Origin of the sequence: Pseudomonas sp. B6001 (genome assembly GCF_013386015.1) — a bacterium.
Classification (GTDB): Bacteria; Pseudomonadota; Gammaproteobacteria; order Pseudomonadales; family Pseudomonadaceae; genus Aquipseudomonas.
Window position 1 is genome coordinate 1 of record NZ_JACAOX010000018.1, and the last position, 16140, is coordinate 16140.

Annotated in this window: 20 protein-coding genes; 9 read left to right on the forward strand and 11 right to left on the reverse strand. The window is 61.2% G+C overall.

Annotated features, from left to right (window positions below):
* Nucleotides 1-216 precede the first annotated feature (216 nt).
* Nucleotides 217-972 carry a spermidine synthase gene (locus tag HX821_RS19690; RefSeq protein WP_008437778.1) on the reverse strand — a complete coding sequence of 252 codons (756 nt, stop codon included), beginning with the start codon at nucleotides 970-972 and terminating at the stop codon, nucleotides 217-219.
* A 118-nt stretch (nucleotides 973-1090) separates the two neighbouring features.
* On the opposite strand from HX821_RS19690, the gene HX821_RS19695 reads away from it, so the two are divergent.
* On the forward strand, nucleotides 1091-2437 hold the full coding sequence (locus HX821_RS19695) for a class II 3-deoxy-7-phosphoheptulonate synthase (protein WP_003218681.1): 1347 nt from the start codon (nucleotides 1091-1093) through the stop codon (nucleotides 2435-2437).
* Here HX821_RS19695 and HX821_RS19700 read toward each other — a convergent pair.
* Together HX821_RS19700 and HX821_RS19705 are read right to left on the reverse strand one after the other, a co-directional pair.
* Complete coding sequence (locus HX821_RS19700) at nucleotides 2417-3646, reverse strand: winged helix-turn-helix domain-containing protein (protein WP_177036252.1); 1230 nt, start codon at nucleotides 3644-3646, stop codon at nucleotides 2417-2419. The genes HX821_RS19695 and HX821_RS19700 overlap by 21 nt on opposite strands.
* A 45-nt stretch (nucleotides 3647-3691) precedes the next feature.
* Nucleotides 3692-3898: a DUF1127 domain-containing protein gene (locus tag HX821_RS19705; RefSeq protein ID WP_003218685.1), complete on the reverse strand. Its 207-nt coding sequence runs from the start codon at nucleotides 3896-3898 to the stop codon at nucleotides 3692-3694.
* A gap of 70 nt (nucleotides 3899-3968) precedes the next feature.
* On the opposite strand from HX821_RS19705, the gene HX821_RS19710 reads away from it, so the two are divergent.
* Complete coding sequence (locus tag HX821_RS19710; RefSeq protein ID WP_023659060.1) at nucleotides 3969-4850, forward strand: LysR family transcriptional regulator; 882 nt, start codon at nucleotides 3969-3971, stop codon at nucleotides 4848-4850.
* On the opposite strand, the gene HX821_RS19715 is transcribed toward HX821_RS19710, so the two are convergent.
* A complete protein-coding gene (locus HX821_RS19715; RefSeq protein WP_177008070.1) occupies nucleotides 4840-5589 on the reverse strand; it encodes a sulfite exporter TauE/SafE family protein in 750 nt (249 codons plus the stop codon). The genes HX821_RS19710 and HX821_RS19715 overlap by 11 nt on opposite strands.
* Before the next feature lie 108 nt (nucleotides 5590-5697).
* Here HX821_RS19715 and HX821_RS19720 point away from each other — a divergent pair, with 108 nt between their 5' ends.
* The 4 genes from HX821_RS19720 (at nucleotide 5698) to HX821_RS19735 (ending at nucleotide 8893) form a co-directional block, all read left to right on the forward strand.
* Complete coding sequence (locus tag HX821_RS19720; protein WP_008437773.1) at nucleotides 5698-6648, forward strand: LysR family transcriptional regulator; 951 nt, start codon at nucleotides 5698-5700, stop codon at nucleotides 6646-6648.
* A gap of 77 nt (nucleotides 6649-6725) precedes the next feature.
* Nucleotides 6726-7178, forward strand: a complete 453-nt coding sequence (locus HX821_RS19725; protein WP_003218693.1) for a MarR family winged helix-turn-helix transcriptional regulator — start codon at nucleotides 6726-6728, stop codon at nucleotides 7176-7178.
* 253 nt (nucleotides 7179-7431) lie between these two features.
* A complete protein-coding gene (locus tag HX821_RS19730; protein WP_003218695.1) occupies nucleotides 7432-7851 on the forward strand; it encodes an organic hydroperoxide resistance protein in 420 nt (139 codons plus the stop codon).
* A 25-nt stretch (nucleotides 7852-7876) separates the two neighbouring features.
* Entirely contained in the window at nucleotides 7877-8893 is a 1017-nt protein-coding gene (locus tag HX821_RS19735; protein WP_177036253.1) for an alpha/beta hydrolase, read from the forward strand.
* 67 nt (nucleotides 8894-8960) lie between these two features.
* Here the strand turns inward: HX821_RS19735 and HX821_RS19740 are convergent, their stop codons facing one another.
* Complete coding sequence (locus tag HX821_RS19740) at nucleotides 8961-9533, reverse strand: elongation factor P (protein ID WP_003218698.1); 573 nt, start codon at nucleotides 9531-9533, stop codon at nucleotides 8961-8963.
* A 49-nt stretch (nucleotides 9534-9582) separates the two neighbouring features.
* Nucleotides 9583-10716, reverse strand: a complete 1134-nt coding sequence (gene earP, locus HX821_RS19745) for an elongation factor P maturation arginine rhamnosyltransferase EarP (protein ID WP_177036254.1) — start codon at nucleotides 10714-10716, stop codon at nucleotides 9583-9585.
* Between the two features lie 131 nt (nucleotides 10717-10847).
* Between earP and HX821_RS19750 the strand changes: the two genes are divergently transcribed.
* Nucleotides 10848-11216 (forward strand): hypothetical protein, encoded by a 369-nt coding sequence (locus tag HX821_RS19750; RefSeq protein ID WP_003218702.1) that lies wholly within the window; start codon nucleotides 10848-10850, stop codon nucleotides 11214-11216.
* A 15-nt stretch (nucleotides 11217-11231) separates the two neighbouring features.
* Entirely contained in the window at nucleotides 11232-11714 is a 483-nt protein-coding gene (locus HX821_RS19755) for a GreA/GreB family elongation factor (protein ID WP_177008074.1), read from the forward strand.
* A 5-nt stretch (nucleotides 11715-11719) separates the two neighbouring features.
* Here HX821_RS19755 and cysB read toward each other — a convergent pair whose 3' ends face one another.
* From cysB to HX821_RS19780, 5 genes are all read right to left on the reverse strand, one after another.
* Nucleotides 11720-12694, reverse strand: a complete 975-nt coding sequence (gene cysB / locus HX821_RS19760) for an HTH-type transcriptional regulator CysB (protein WP_003218707.1) — start codon at nucleotides 12692-12694, stop codon at nucleotides 11720-11722.
* Nucleotides 12695-12798: 104 nt separating this feature from the next.
* Nucleotides 12799-13299, reverse strand: coding sequence for a universal stress protein (locus tag HX821_RS19765; protein WP_003218709.1), 501 nt, complete (start codon nucleotides 13297-13299; stop codon nucleotides 12799-12801).
* A 63-nt stretch (nucleotides 13300-13362) separates the two neighbouring features.
* Complete coding sequence (locus tag HX821_RS19770) at nucleotides 13363-14280, reverse strand: 5'-nucleotidase (RefSeq protein ID WP_177036255.1); 918 nt, start codon at nucleotides 14278-14280, stop codon at nucleotides 13363-13365.
* A gap of 14 nt (nucleotides 14281-14294) precedes the next feature.
* Entirely contained in the window at nucleotides 14295-15257 is a 963-nt protein-coding gene (locus HX821_RS19775) for a putative 2-dehydropantoate 2-reductase (RefSeq protein WP_102368441.1), read from the reverse strand.
* Nucleotides 15254-15646 (reverse strand): thioredoxin, encoded by a 393-nt coding sequence (locus tag HX821_RS19780; protein WP_177036256.1) that lies wholly within the window; start codon nucleotides 15644-15646, stop codon nucleotides 15254-15256. Before HX821_RS19780 ends, HX821_RS19775 begins: the two co-directional genes overlap by 4 nt.
* Here HX821_RS19780 and HX821_RS19785 point away from each other — a divergent pair.
* Nucleotides 15645-16079: a PilZ domain-containing protein gene (locus HX821_RS19785; RefSeq protein WP_008437761.1), complete on the forward strand. Its 435-nt coding sequence runs from the start codon at nucleotides 15645-15647 to the stop codon at nucleotides 16077-16079. The genes HX821_RS19780 and HX821_RS19785 overlap by 2 nt on opposite strands.
* The last annotated feature ends 61 nt before the right edge of the window (nucleotides 16080-16140 follow it).

Consider the following 16140-nt stretch of genomic DNA (forward strand, 5'->3'; position numbering starts at 1 on the left):
GGATGCCGATTTAGCCGCGCCGGGCCATGGATGGCCCGTCGCGGCGGCCCGCGGAACCGGGCCGGAGTGCGGGCATGCCGAGCCTAGGCGAGGCACCGAGTGGTGGGGCAAAGACCTTTTGGTTACTTTTGGGGCGTTTGCCAAAAGTGACCCGCTGTAAGAGCGGAACCATAAGCGGCCGTTACCGCAGCAACGGATATGTACACAATCAAAACCCTACGTAGCCGGCCGAATCGCCTTGATCAGCGACTGCAACGAATACCCCAACCGCGACGCCAACCCCTCAGCCCGCGCAGACAACGCCGCCACATCAAGCACCTGATCCAGATCCGCCGGCACCAGCAAAATCACATTCCCCTCCTTCACCGGCAACTCCCAATAATGCCGGTGATACAACCCACGCAACAACGCCGCCCCCAAAGGCTTCCCATCATCCGTAGCCCACTGATTAATCACCAACCACCCCCCCGGGTTCAGCTTCTTCTGGCAATTCTCCAGAAACGTCCAGGCCAGGTGCCCAACCCCAGGGCCAACATCCGTATACAGGTCGACAAAAATCAGGTCCGCCGACTCAGCCGAAGGCAGCAATTCCAACGCATCCCCAACGCGGATATACAGCCGAGGATCATCATCCAGCCCCAAGTACTCAATGGCCAGACGCGGCACATCAGGCCGCAGTTCGATGGCTTCCACATCATCCAAAGGCAGAAACTTCAGGCAAGCCTGGGTCAACGTCCCAGCCCCCAACCCAAGAAACAACGCACTCTCCGGCTGCTCATGGCACAACGCACCAATCAGCATCGCGCGGGTGTAGTCATACTCCAACCAGCTCGGGTCAGCAGTAAACACACAACTCTGCTCGATGGCATCGCCAAACTCGAGAAAGCGGTAATCGGCCACTTCCAGCACGCGGATCATGCCGAAGTCATCATGGACCTCGGCCAGCAGGCGCTCGACGCGCTCCTCAGACATTGCAACTCCTAACGGCGTGCCAACGGGAAAGCCGGGATTGTGGGCGAACCGGCGGCAGCAGGTCACGTACTAATTGCTGATAACATGACGGCCCGACCGCAAATCACTCGAGTTCATGATGAGCCAACCCTGGAGCCCCGACAGCTGGCGCGCCCTGCCGATCCAGCAACAACCCCAGTACCCTGACGCCGCGCATTTGTCGCAGGTCGAGCAAAACCTGGCGAGCTATCCGCCGCTGGTGTTTGCCGGTGAAGCCCGTGAGTTGCGCCGTCAGTTTGCCGAGGTGACCCAGGGTCGCGCCTTCCTGTTGCAAGGCGGCGATTGCGCCGAGAGTTTTGCCGAGTTCTCGGCGGCAAAAATCCGCGACACCTTCAAGGTGCTGCTGCAGATGGCGATTGTGATGACCTTCGCTGCCGGCTGCCCGGTGGTCAAGGTCGGGCGTATGGCGGGCCAGTTCGCCAAGCCGCGCTCTTCCAACGATGAAACCATCGACGGCATCACCCTGCCCGCCTACCGCGGCGATATCGTCAACGGTATCGGCTTCGACGAAAAAAGCCGCGTGCCCGATCCGGACCGCCTGCTGCAGTCCTACCACCAGTCCACCGCCACCCTGAACCTGCTGCGGGCGTTTGCCCAGGGCGGTTTTGCCGACCTGCACCAGGTGCACAAGTGGAACCTGGACTTCATCGCCAACTCCGCCCTGGCCGAGAAGTACAGCCAACTGGCCGACCGCATCGACGAAACCCTGGCCTTCATGCGTGCCTGTGGCATGGACAGCTCGCCGCAACTGCGCGAGACCAGTTTCTTCACCGCCCACGAAGCGCTGCTGCTCAACTACGAACAAGCCTTCGTGCGCCGCGACAGCCTGACCAACGACTATTACGACTGCTCGGCACACATGCTCTGGATCGGTGATCGCACCCGCCAACTGGACGGTGCCCACGTCGAATTCCTGCGCGGGGTGAACAACCCGATCGGGGTCAAGGTCGGCCCGAGCATGAACCCCGACGACCTGATCCGCCTGATCGACATCCTCAACCCGGACAACGACCCGGGCCGCCTGAACCTGATTGCGCGCATGGGTGCCAACAAGGTCGGCGACCATCTGCCCAACCTTATCCGCGCGGTACAGCGCGAGGGCAAACAGGTGCTGTGGAGTTCCGACCCGATGCACGGCAACACCATCAAGGCCAGCAGCGGCTACAAGACTCGGGACTTCGCGCAGATTCTCAGTGAGGTGAAGGAGTTCTTCCAGGTGCATGAAGCCGAAGGCACTTACGCCGGCGGGATTCATATCGAGATGACCGGGCAGAACGTCACCGAGTGCATCGGTGGCGCACGGCCGATTACCGAAGACGGGTTGTCGGACCGCTACCACACCCACTGCGACCCACGGATGAATGCCGATCAGTCGCTGGAATTGGCATTCCTGATTGCCGAGACGCTAAAACAGGTCAAGCGTTAAAAGCTCTACCCGCAACCGTGCCGCACTGGCCCGCTGGCAATTGAGCTGTATCTGCTCAAGCCCGAGCCAGTCGGCCATCTGCCGCAGATTCAGGGCCAGCGCGCGCATGCCCTCCTCGTCCAGCCCCGGCTCTTCCTCGTGAACGGCGTGCACCGCCAGGCGTCCGGCCGCCCGTTCCGCCCGCAGATCCACGCGCGCGGCAATCCGCTCGTTGTGCAGGAACGGCAGCACGTAGTAGCCATATACCCGCTTGTCCTGGGGCGTGTAGATCTCCAGCCGATAGCGGAAATCGAACAACCGCTCGGTACGGCTGCGCTCCCAGATCAGCGAATCAAAAGGCGATAACAGTGCGCTGGCAGGCACCTTGCGCGGGACTTTTGGCTCGGGCAGGCAATAAGCCGGCTGTTTCCAGCCCTGGACCTCGCAGGTGATCAATTGCCCATCCTCGACCAGCTCCGCCAGGCGCCCACGGCTGTCGGCCGGGTCCAGACGGAAGTAGTCGCGCAGGTCTTTTTCAGTGCCCACCCCCAGCGCCGTGGCGCTGTGCAGCAGCAAACCGCGTTGCGCCTCAGCCTCGTCCAACGGGGCTTGCTGGAGAATGTCGGCCGGGATCACACGCTCCGGCAGGTCATACAAACGCTCAAAACCCCGCCGCCCGGCGACGGTCACCTGGCCGGCGGCGAACAACCATTCCAGCGCATGCTTTTCATCGCTCCAGTCCCACCACGGGCCGGCGCGCTCCTCGCGGGTCGACAAACTGCCCGCACCCAGGGCGCCTTGTTGTTCGACGATGCCCAGCACCCGGGCGATGGTGGCCTGCTGCTCGCGACCAAAACGCGCCATTTGCTGATAGATCCCCTGCCCCCGGGCCGCCCGTTCCATGCGCCAGCGCATCAATGGGTACAGCGCCATTGGCAACAACGACGCCTCATGGCCCCAATATTCGAACAGCGAGCGGCGCCGCCCCGAACTCCAGGCGGCTTGTTCTAGAATCAACGGAGAGTAATGCCCCAGACGGGAAAACAGCGGCAGGTAGTGCGAACGCACCACCGCATTTACCGAATCAATCTGCAACACGCCCAAACGCTCAACCAGGCGATTGACCTGCGCCGCCTTGATCAACGCCGGCGGCTGGCGCCCGGAAAAACCCTGGGCGGCCAGCGCCAGGCGTCGCGCCTGCTTGAGGGAAAAGGACAGTTCTGCGGGCATGGGCATCTCCTTGTGTGCTCGCGAACCACCCTACTGCATCCCGAGTCATTTTCGCAGCGGGTCTTCCCAAAAATGCCGGCGGCTTTCCTGCTCGACATCGCCACGGTTGAGCCCGATGTCCTTGAGCGCCTCATCGCTCATGCTCATCAACAGCTGACGCTCACGGTGCACGGCCATCCACCGGGAACCCAGTTGAAGCAGCCCGGAAAACGGCCGCTTCGCCATCAGTACAAAGCCTCTTTGACCTTTCATCATCTCGCCCTCCAGTGGGGATGACTGAAGTCTGTGCCTGGCGCTATGATCAATCCAACGAATGTTTCTTATGCAATACATCTCGGAGATTGATCAATTGTCCAGCTACCCGAGTATCGACACCGAGGTGCTGCGCACCTTCGTCGCCATCGCTGATCAAGGGGGCTTTACCCGCGCCGGCGAGCAGGTCAACCGCACCCAGTCGGCGGTAAGCATGCAGATGAAGCGCCTGGAAGAAGATGTGTTGCAGCGCAAGTTGTTCGAGCGCGATGGCCGCCAGGTGCGGCTGACTCCGGAAGGCCAGGTGCTATTGGGCTATGCCCGCAGGATCCTGAAGCTGCACAGCGAGGTGTTCAACACCCTGCGCGAGCCGCACATGGTCGGGTTGGTGCGCATCGGCACCCCGGACGATTACGTGATGCGCTACTTGCCGGGGATTCTCAAGCGCTTCTCCAAGGCTTACCCGCTGATCCAGATTGAAATGCACTGCGAGTCGTCGCCGGTGCTGATGCAGCGCCGGGACCTCGACCTGACCGTTATCAGCCGCGAACCGGGAAATGAAATCGGCGAACTGCTGCGCCATGAACGCATGGTGTGGGTGGCGGCGCCCTGCTTCTGTATGGATGAGCACAGCGCCCTGCCCCTGGCCATTTCCGGCCTCGACAGTTTTTGCACGCAGTGGGCACGCGCCGCGCTGGACGCCCAGGGGCAGGAGTACCGACTGGCGTATCACAGCTCCAACGGGGCCGCGATCCTCGCAGTGGTGGGTGCCGGCCTGGCCGTCACGATCAATATGGAAAGCCTGGTGACCGAAGACCTGCGCATATTGGGCACAGCGGACGGTTTTCCGCCGCTGCCGTCGGTCAACCTGCGGCTGTTGCGCAACCCGCGCACCACCTCGCCGATTACCGAATGCCTCGCCGAATACATCCTCGAAGGCTTCAAACTTTAAACGTCAGCATCACCGCACACACCGCCAGGAACCCGCAGAACAGCCCGCGTAACATGCGCTCAGGCATGGCGTGGGCGACTTTCACGCCCCAACTGATACTGAGCAAACCGCCGACGGCCAAAGGCACGCCGATCATCCAGTCCACTTCGTGGTGCCAGGCGTAGGTCACCAGGGTCACGCTGGTGCTCGGCAGCGCCAGGGCCAGCGACAGCCCTTGGGCCACCACCTGGCTGGTGCCGAAGATGCTGGTCAGCACCGGCGTGGCAACCACTGCACCGCCCACCCCGAACAAGCCACCCATGGAGCCCGACGCCGCGCCCAACACCCCAAGCCACGGCCAGGAATAACGCATCTGCGCTGACGGCGGTGCATTGTGGGTAAACATTCGCAGCAGGTTGTAGGACGCCAATACCAGCAGAAACGCGATAAAACCCACCCGCATCACGTCAGCATCGATCCCCACCGCCCAGATCGAGCCCAGCCAGGCGAAGGAAAAACCCATCACGCCCAACGGCAGTGCATGACGCAATTCAATCCGGTTGCGCTGGTGATAACGCCACAACGCCAGCATCACATTCGGCACCACCATCACCAGGGCCGTGCCTTGGGCGATCTGCTGGTCGAGGCCGAAAAATACCCCCAGCACGGGAATGGCAATCAGCCCGCCACCGATGCCGAACAAGCCACCGACCGTGCCCAACGCTACGCCCAGCATTAAATACAACGCTAAATCTGCCACCCGCTCGCTCCTGCTGTTCCCAGGCTTTGCATGCTACGCAGTCCGCTCTGGTGCGGAAACGCACAGCAACGCACAATGGCTGTGCCAATCTCGCACAAGCAGACGCTGATGAACCCCAATACATTGACCGATCAACTGAGCCTGTTTCTCGACGTACTGGAAGCCGGCAGCTTTTCTGCAGCCGCGCGCCGTCACCCGCTCACGCCCTCGGCCGTGGCGCGGCGCATCGACAGCCTGGAAAGCTCGGTGGGTAGCCGGCTGTTTCAACGCAGCACCCATGCGGTGGTGCCGACGCCCGCCGGCCTGGCGTTTGCCGAGCGCGCCCGGCGGATTGTCAGCGAGCTGCAACTGGCGCGGGCCGAAGCGGTGTCGCTGAGTCATGCGCCTGAAGGGTTAATCCGCGTGGACGCACCGGCGGCTTTCGGCAGGCGGCATTTGGCGCCTGCCATCGCTGACTTTCTCAACGTCTATCCGGGACTGGACGTGCACCTGCACTTGATCGACAGCTTTGTCGACATGCAGGGCGAGCATCTGGGCAAGGTCGACCTGGTGCTGCGGGCCGGGCATATCGTCGACACCCGGCTGATTGCCACGCCACTGGCCAGCATCGTGCGTATCGCTTGCGCAAGCCCGGCCTACCTGAAAAGCCGTGGCACGCCGACCCATCCCAGCCAGTTAAGCGAGCATGACGGCCTGGATTGGGAAGGCCTGGCACCGATGTTCGCCTGGCGTTTTGAGCTCGATGGGCGCAAATCCACCTACCGCCCGCAGCGCATTCGCATGAGCGCCAATAACGCCGAAGCCCTGCTTTCAGGCGCGCTGGCCGGACTGGGTGTTGCGCATCTGCCCACCTGGCTCGCCAGTGAATACCTGGTGCGCGGTGAACTGGTCCCGCTGTTCTGCGAGAACGGCCTGCCGACGCCTGAAACCGCGGGCATCTATGCGCTCCGCCTGGAGCAACACGCCAACGCCCGCAGCCGCTTGTTGCTGGAATACCTCAAGGCGCGCTTCAGCCCTGTGCCGCCCTGGGACCTGGCACTGCAAAGCGGCCTGGGTTGACCGCCCGGACAGAATTGTCTGGCGCGTTAAAGATTTGCCCGCTAGATTCGAAACCAGACACGTTTTAAGGCACTGCCATGACCAAGCCCCTCGATACCTGCGAATCCTTGTTGCTCGACAACCAGCTGTGTTTTGCCCTGCATTCCACCTCGTTGTTGATGACCAAGGTCTACAAACCGCTGCTGCAAGCCCTTGGCCTGACCTATCCGCAGTACCTGGCCATGATGGTGCTGTGGGAAGAGGATGGCTTGACCGTAGGCGAAATCAGCAATCGCCTGCTGACGGATCCCGGCTCCCTGACGCCGCTGCTCAAGCGCCTGGAAGCCGAAGGCCTGCTCAGCCGCACCCGCAGCCGCGAAGACGAGCGCGTGGTGGTGGTTGAATTGACCGAGGCCGGGCGCGCCCTGCGGGACAAAGCCATGGATATTCCACAGTGCATCCTGGGCGCCAGCGGGCTGGACATCGAGCAGTTGCGCAAGCTGCAGGGCGATTTACTGGCACTGCGAAAAAACCTGCAAGTCTCCCTCTAAAGGCACCACGCATCAAAAAATGTGGGAGCGGGCTTGCTCGCGAATGCGGTGGATCAGTCAATGCATCTAGTGACTGTCACACCGCATTCGCGAGCAAGCCCGCTCCCACATTTGTTTGTGCAATGCCTGGCTATCAAAGCACGCAAAATATTTTCCAAATATATCTTGCACACTAACTATTAGCGCGATACATTCACCTCGCCACTTACTTAGCGCGCAAACATTTAGCGCAGATACTGACGAGGAAATCACCATGCAAGCTCTCTACACCGCAGTAGCCACCGCCACCGGCGGCCGTGATGGTCGTGCTGTTTCCAGCGACAACATCCTCGATGTAAAACTCTCCACGCCAAAAGAACTGGGCGGCGCGGGTGGCCAGGCCACCAACCCGGAACAACTGTTCGCCGCCGGTTACTCCGCCTGCTTCATCGGTGCCCTGAAATTCGTCGCCAGCCAGACCAAACGCAAAATCCCGGATGACGCTTCGATCACTGCCCACGTCGGCATCGGTCAAATCCCCGGCGGTTTCGGCCTGGACATCGACCTGCACGTCAGCTTGCCCGGCCTGGCCCAGGACGACGCGCAAAGCCTGGTCGACGCTGCGCACCAGGTCTGCCCTTACTCCAACGCCACCCGTGGCAACGTCGATGTACGCCTGCACGTAACCGTCTGACCCACGCGGTTTTTTGGAGAAGAACATGAACACATTTGGCAAAGTACTCACCGGCACCCTGCTCGCCTTCTCGATCACCAATGCCTTTGCGGCCAGCGGTGACGTGGAACACAACACCCAGGCGTTTCTCGATGTACTGAACGCCGGCACCGGCAAACCGATGGAGCAACTGACGCCCAGGGAAGCCCGTGCGGTGCTGACAGGTGCACAGTCAGGCGTGAAACTGACGCTGCCCAAGGCCGACGTGAACCAGAAGACCATTCAGGTCGATGGCCAGCCGCTGAGCCTGACCATCGTGCGTCCGGCCGGGGTCAAGGGCACATTGCCGGTGTTCATGTTCTTCCACGGCGGTGGCTGGGTACTCGGGGATTTCCCGACCCACGAGCGCCTGGTGCGTGACCTGGTGGTGGGGTCGGGAGCGGCGGCGGTGTTCGTCAACTACACGCCATCACCTGAAGCGCACTACCCTGTGGCGATCAACCAGGCGTACGGGGCAACCAAGTGGGTGGCCGAACACGGCAGCGAGATCAACGTCGATGGCAAACGCCTGGCCGTCGCCGGCAACAGCGTCGGCGGCAACATGGCGGCGGTGGTCAGCCTGATGGCCAAGGACAGGGGCACTCCGTCAATCAAGTTCCAACTGCTGTTGTGGCCGGTGACCGACGCCAACTTCGACACCGGGTCCTACAACCAGTTTGCCGAAGGCCACTTCCTGACCCGCAACATGATGAAGTGGTTCTGGGACAACTACACCACCGACACCAACCAGCGCGCCGAGATCTATGCGTCGCCCCTGCGGGCAAGCACCGCGCAGCTCAAGGGTTTGCCACCTGCGTTGATTCAGACCGCAGGCTCGGACGTGCTGCGTGACGAAGGCGAAGCCTATGCCCGCAAGCTGGATGAAGCCGGTGTACCGGTGACCGCCGTGCGCTACAACGGCATGATCCATGACTACGGTTTGCTGAATGTCGTCAGCCAGGTACCGGAGGTTCGTTCGGCGCTGCTGCAGGCGTCCGAGGAGCTGAAGCAACACCTGAAGTAAAAACCGGCACCCACAAAAAAGCCCGACGCATGGTCGGGCTTTTTTTATCGTACCGGTGGCGCAGGAGTTACTTCTTGGCGCGACCTTTGTACGAACCACCTTCACGGGTGTCGATCTCGATCAGGTCGTCGATTTCGATGAAATCGGCTACTTGCAGTTCGGTACCGTTAGCCAGCTTGGCAGGCTTCATCACCTTGCCCGAAGTGTCGCCGCGAGCGGAACCTTCGGTGTAGGCAACCTTACGCACGATAGTGGTCGGCAGCTCTACGGAAACCAGACGGTCTTCGAAGAAGATAGCTTCGCAGACGTCTTCCATGCCTTCTTCCACGAACGGCAGAACGGCTTCGATGTCTTCAGCGTTCAGCTCGTACATGGTGTAGTCGGTGGTGTCCATGAACGTGTAGGTGTCGCCGCTGATGAAGGACAGGGTCGCTTCTTTGCGGTCGAGGATCACGTCGTCCAGTTTGTCATCGGCGCTGTAGACGATCTCGGTCTTGTAACCGGTCAGCAGGTTCTTCAGCTTGGTCTTCATGATTGCGCTGTTACGACCAGACTTGGTGAACTCAGCTTTCTGAACCAGCCAAGGGTCGTTTTCGAGACGGATCACTGTACCGGGTTTCAGTTCTTTACCAGTTTTCATTGCGAATATCCGAAATTTGGATGGGATTTACAAAAATCAAGGTCGCGTATCATATCCAATTTACATAAAACTGTACCAGCGCCGTCGCAAGATCGGTCCGCGAGGCTTGTTCCAGAGCCCATTTCTCGGCGTTCGCGGTCACTTCCGGCCAGTGTTCCAGCAGCATTTTCCAGCAAAGTGCCATATCGCCATCAGCGTTCCAGGCCTGCCAAAGGCCGACCAACGCGACTTTCGCAGCCGGAGACAGACCTTCGGTATACAACTCAAGGAACGCATCGAGCTTGTCCAGGTGAATGTCTTCGTCCTGGCGATAGATATGCCACAACAGTGGCCGCCCGGCCCATTGCGCCCGCACGAACGAGTCTTCGCCGCGCACGGCGTTGAAGTCGCAGCACCACAACAGCCGGTCGTATTGCTCCTGGCGCACAAACGGCAGCACTTGCACGGTCAACCCGTCGCGCCGGTGCACATCACCTACTTCCAATGACTCGACCCCCAGCCAGCCCTGCACATCTCCGAGGATCCGCCCTTCCGGCACCAGCAGATGAGTGGCGCGCCCATCGGCCGCCAGCACGTCGAGCCAACTGGCCAGCCCGGCGTTTTCATAGGCGAACAACGACATCATCCGCGCACCGTCCACCGGGAAAACCCCAAGCGCCTGCAGAAACTGCTGCCGGGCGGCGGCGTCTTGCTGGAAGGCATCGCGCTGTTCCAGCAGCCCCGCCTCACGCAATAAGCCGCCGGTGCCGGGACGGAATCCGGGAAAGAAGAAGTACTTTTGCACGCCCTTGAATTTCACCGAGGGCAAACCGTGGCAGCCGACCACCCAGTCTTCGGCGCTCAGGTAATCCAGGTTCATCCACAGCGGCGTGCGGTCGCGTGCGGCCATCGCGTCCATGTAGCCAGGCGGCAATTGACAGGCGAACGCAGCGATCACCACGTCTGCCGCGTCGGTCGCCGGCCAGTCGGAGGGCCAGTAGCGCACGTCGACGCCCTCTTGCCATTGCTGGTGCACCTGCACATCAATCTCGGGGCACATGCGTTCGAACGCCCGCAGGTCATCGACCCACAAGCGCACCGCACACCCTTGTTCCGCCACCAATTGCCGGGCCAGGCGCCAGGTCACGCCGATGTCGCCGTAGTTATCGACGACGCTGCAAAAAATATCCCAGCGGGCTTTCATTCCGGGCTCCAACGCTCAAAGGCTCGATTGTCCGTATAAATGCCTCGATACAGAAGGGTTGATCGCGATTATTCTGCGCGCGGCTGTGGGACAATCGGCGCCATGCCGCACGTGCCTGCCAGGAGGCCACCATGTCTGATCGTTCGTTCTCGCTGTTCAAGCTCAGTATCGCTGTGGCCTTCGGCCTGTGGCTGGGGTTTATCGCCATTGTGCTGAGCGTGTGGCTGGCTTCCCGCTACCTGCCCGAGCAAACCGTGGCGCCGGTGGCCCGAGTGGTGCAGCAACTGGGCAAGCCGGAGGTGGTTGCACCGGAGCCACCGAACCGGATGTTCGAGCAGTACCAGGAGAACCTGCGCAAGCAGGAGCAACAGCAAACCCTGGACCAGGCCCGCAACAACCCGCGTAACCTGTCCAACCCCAAATGCCAGTTCTGGCTGCAACAGGACCAGAACGCCCCCAACGACAAGAGCCGGGCCAACGTCCTGCAATTTTGCGATTGATCACGAAAGCCGCCCATGAATAAACACGCCGTTCACCAGTTGGTTTTGGACAAACTCGCGGTCGATCTCGATATCGCCCAGCGCGCTGCGCAAACCGCGTACGAAACCGCGACCCACGAAGAAAACATCGCCGAGAACAAGTACGACACCCTGGGCCTGGAGGCTTCTTACCTGGCAGCCGGCCAGGCCCGACGCGTCGAGGAGATCCGGCAGGCGCTGACGCTCTGCCAGAACATGCAACTGCGGGCCTACAATGACCAGCGCGGCATCGAAGTGGGCGCATTACTGGGGTTGGCAGATGAAAACGATCGCCAGCAGTGGCTATTCCTGGCGCCGGACGGCGCAGGCTTGAAGGTCGATGTGGTGGGGCAACCGGTGACCGTCATCACCCCACGCTCGCCCCTGGGCAAAAGCCTGTTGGGCAAGTTCGAAGGGGATGAGGTGGAGATTCTGGTGGGGGGCGCTCGGCAACAGTTTGCTGTTACCGAGGTCAAGTAAGCCGATCAGTGAACCGGTAGTTCAACGCCGTCGAACAGCTCTTCCAGTTCCTGCTTGTTGTGGCACTGGATGGCCTTGGCCATCACTTCGCGCGTCAGGTGCGGCGCGAATTTTTCAATGAAGTCGCACATGAAACCACGCAGGAAGGTGCCACGACGGAAGCCGATCTTGGTCACGCTGGACTCGAACAGCTCGCTGGCATCGAGCACCACCAGGTCGTTGTCGAGCTTGGTGTCGACCGCCATCTTGGCGACGATACCGACACCCAGGCCCAGGCGCACATAAGTCTTGATGACGTCGGCGTCAGCCGCGGTGAACACCACTTTCGGCGTCAGGCCGCGATGGCTGAAGGCTTCGTCGAGTTTCGAACGGCCGGTGAAACCGAACACGTAAGTCACGATCGGGTATTCAGCCAGGGCTTCCAGGGTCAGCTTCGGCAGCTTGGCCAATGGGTGACCTTGTGGGACCACGACGCAACGGTTCCAGCGGTAGCACGGCATCATCACCAGGTCGCCGAACAATTCCAGCGCTTCGGTGGCAATCGCGAAATCGACGGTGCCGTCGGCGGCCATCTCGGCGATCTGCATCGGCGAGCCCTGGTGCATGTGCAAGGCCACGTCCGGGTACTGCTTGATAAAGCTGCTGATCACCGGCGGCAGCGCATAACGCGCCTGGGTGTGGGTGGTGGCGATCGACAGGGTGCCCTTTTTCTCGTTGGAGAATTCCTGGGCGATCTGCTTGATGCTTTCGACCTTGCGCAGGATCTCGCCGGCGGTGGTGATGATGCGCTCACCGGCCGGGGTGACACGGGTCAGGTGCTTGCCGCTGCGTGCGAACACTTCAACGCCCAACTCATCTTCGAGCAGGCGGATCTGCTTGCTGATACCGGGTTGCGAGGTGTAAAGGCTTTGAGCAGTAGCGGAAACGTTGAGGTCGTGGTGCGCCACTTCCCAGATGTAGCGCAGTTGTTGAAGCTTCATATGTGTCCCTCAAAGCGGATAGACGCCACGGGTATCAGCGACGGTATATAACTATATTAAAGGTTAGACGGATAAATCTAGAACTTTTTATCGTTTTCTACCAATCACACGTCGTCACTGCGTCGACGCTGCAACAGCGGCACCAGGTACACCGGCACCTGGGACAGCTGCAGCACCCGTGCTGCGGTTCTCCCCAGGGGTGTTGCCACCCCGACCGCCTGGCTGTGACTACCTACGATCAACAAATCCACAGAGAGTTTCTGCGACTGGTCGAGAATCACTTCACAAGGATCACCCTGGATCACCCGCACCGAACGGATCAACTTGAGGTCCTGCTCCCCGTCCCCCAGCTCCTCGCGAAAACTGTCGAGCACCCGTTGCTCGATGGTCGCCATCACCGTCGTCAGGCCCTGGCTTTGCCATTCACTCAAGGCCTTCTCATCAAGGTAGCTCTGCAACACCGATTCGGCGAACAGCCCGATGGGCTCGACCACGTGAATCACATACAGATCAGCCTTGAACGTTCGCGCCAGCGCCAGGGCATGTTGCATCACATAGGGGGCATACAGACCGAGGTCAGTGGCGTACAGCATCGAACGAATCATAGAACCTCCTGGGCAGCCAGGATGGCGGGGATTGATTCAGCTTAGCAGCGCCTTTGGCAGTGCTCAGCCCTCGGTCTGAATTTTCAACTCGTTACTGATGCCATGGGGGACGTGACCGGTGGCCACGAACTCCCGGGCCTTCTCGCAATGCCCTTCCTGGTCATCGAAAAACACATCGGCGGCGAAGGCTTCGAGGAACGCCGACTTCTCCAGGCCACCAAGAAACAGCGACTCGTCGAGACGGATATCCCACTCGCGCAGCGTGCGAATCACCCGCTCGTGGGAAGGCGCCGAACGGGCGGTCACCAGCGCAGTGCGGATGGGGCAGGACTCGTCGGGGAACTCGCGCTGCAACAGGTTGAGTGCCGCCAGGAAGCCCTTGAATGGGCCGCCGCGCAACGGCTCGCGGGCGGATTCGCGCTCGCTGGCCTGGAAGGCTTCAAGGCCGCCCGACTGATAAACGCGCTCGGACTCGTCGGAAAACAGCACCGCGTCGCCATCGAAGGCGATCCGCAATTCGGCACTGGAGGCCCGACCTGCGCCGCCCGACAGAATCGTCGCTGCGGCAAACCCGGCATCCAGGGCGCTGCGCACATCCTCGGCATGGGTGGACAGAAACAGGTGGCAGCCAAACGCCGCCAGATAAGGATAAGGGCTGCGCCCGCCGACAAACGCCGCGCGGGAGATGTCGAGCCCGTAATGCTGGATCGAATTGAATACACGCAAGCCGGTGTCGGCACTGTTGCGCGACACCAGCACCACCTCGACCCGGGCGCGGCCGAGGCTGGCGTTGAGGCTCAGGAGTTTCTTCACCAGCGGGTAGGCGTCACCGGGCTCGAGGGTTTCTTCCTCGTGGTCGATCTGGTACTTGCGGTACGCCTCGACGCCTTGGGCCAGGTAGACCTTGTGGCTCTCGCTCAGGTCGAACAGCGCTCGCGAGGAAATCGCCAGCACCAGTTTGTCGCCCAATCCCTTCGCCATGGTGTTCCCCCCAATCAGCGGTTATGCCGATCCATAAAACTCAAGGCCTGATACAGCGCCTGCATGCGTGGCAATTCACAACCCGCCGCGTTGGCCGCGGCCAAGGGGCGCGCGTAGATCGCCGCCAGTTCCAGCGGGCGCTTGTGCACGTAATCGTGATACATGCTGGGCAAGTAGTCATCCATGCTCTCGGTCATGGTGAACATCTGCCCGGCGTAACTGGCGGGAATCTCATGCCCGCAGGCGTGGGCGCCCTGCACCACTTCGGCCATCAGCGCCTGGATCAGTTCGCGGCTGGACTCATCCGCCATCATCGCCGTGGTGCCCGTGCCGAACACTACCGAGAGACCGTTGTAAGGCACGTTCCACACCAGTTTATGCCAGCGCGCCTGGTGCACATTGGCCATGGCCTGGGAATCGATACCGGCCTGGTGAAACAGCGCGGCGCCTTCTTCGACGATGGCTTGCCGACCGTTGTCATCGTTGGCCGCGGGGCCACTGTGGTAACCCAGGTTGACCCGGCCCAGCGCCTGATGCTCGACGATCCCGGGACCGGAACGGTGCACGCCGATGTAGCACAGGCCACCCAGCAGGTGCAGCGACGGCGGCAGGTGTTCACGCAGGCTGTCCTCTACGTCGAGGCCATTTTGCAACAGGATTATCCTGGCGTCCGGGGCGGCAACTTGAGCGATGGTCGGGGCCAGTTCGACATTCCCGGTCGATTTGGTGCCCACCAGCAGCCAGTCGCACGGCGGCATGTCGGCGGCGCGGGCATAAGCCTGTACCGGGTGAAGGTGCACGGTTCCGTGGATCGTGCTGTTGAGTTGCAGGCCGCGCTCGCTGACCGCCGCGTACTCGCTGCGCAGCAGGAAATGCACATCGAAGCCGGCGCGCGCGAGCATCACACCGTAGTAGCCACCAATGGCCCCGGTGCCGATGATCCCGATCCGTGGCGACTGTTTTGTTACTTCGGTCATGGCAACTCCTCTGGCATTCGTTTGAGCGCCTGCTGCACACCTTGAGTCAGGTCGCTGGCGGTCAGACGCGTCAGTGACGCTAATATTCCATGGAATTTCCCGTTACACACCACAAACAACGCTGGCAGGTGAAAGATCTCGTAGCGCTCCACTGCCCCGCCATTGTGACCCGCATCTACCCAGCACACCCGGTCCACCGGCAAGTCCCACCCCGGCAGTTGCTGGTGCAGGAAGCGGCAACGCGAGCAGCCGTCACCGGTAAACACCACCAGGGACGTGCCGCGAAGCCCCAATAATTGCTGGTCGATATCCAGGTCGGTAAGTTGCAGTTCTTTCACTATACTGCTGCCACCGCCGTCAACTGGACGGTGCTCGGAGTCCGTGTGCATGGGTCGTTTCTTTCCTCACCCTGATGATGTCGCTGTCGAAATAACCCAACGCCCCATTTCCGGCATTTCCCGCCAACGGCTGCACACTATCGGCCTGGGCGGCGTCGCATGCAATTGCCCGCGCGCCTGGCGCCAGGGCGCGGCCATCGAGTTGCACATCCCCTCACTGGGCCAGACGGCCCGCTATCCGGGCTATGTGGCATGGTGCCGCAAGGCCGAAAACGGCTACCGCGTCGACATTGCCTTTACCGATGAGCAGGCCTTGTTCGGTGCGCGAATGGGTGAGCAAGTGTGCCAGATCGAACGGTACTGCCGCCTCCACGAAGGCGCCGAGCCCACACTCGGGCAGAGCGAAGCGCTGGCCCGGGAATGGGTCACGCGCCATGCCGGCGAGTTCTCCCATGAGGCTTTTGTGCTGCCAGCGCTGGATTAAAGCGGACGTTGCCCATTGTCTCGCAGCCTTGTAACGCGCTAAGGTTCCGCTCCCCGCTGCA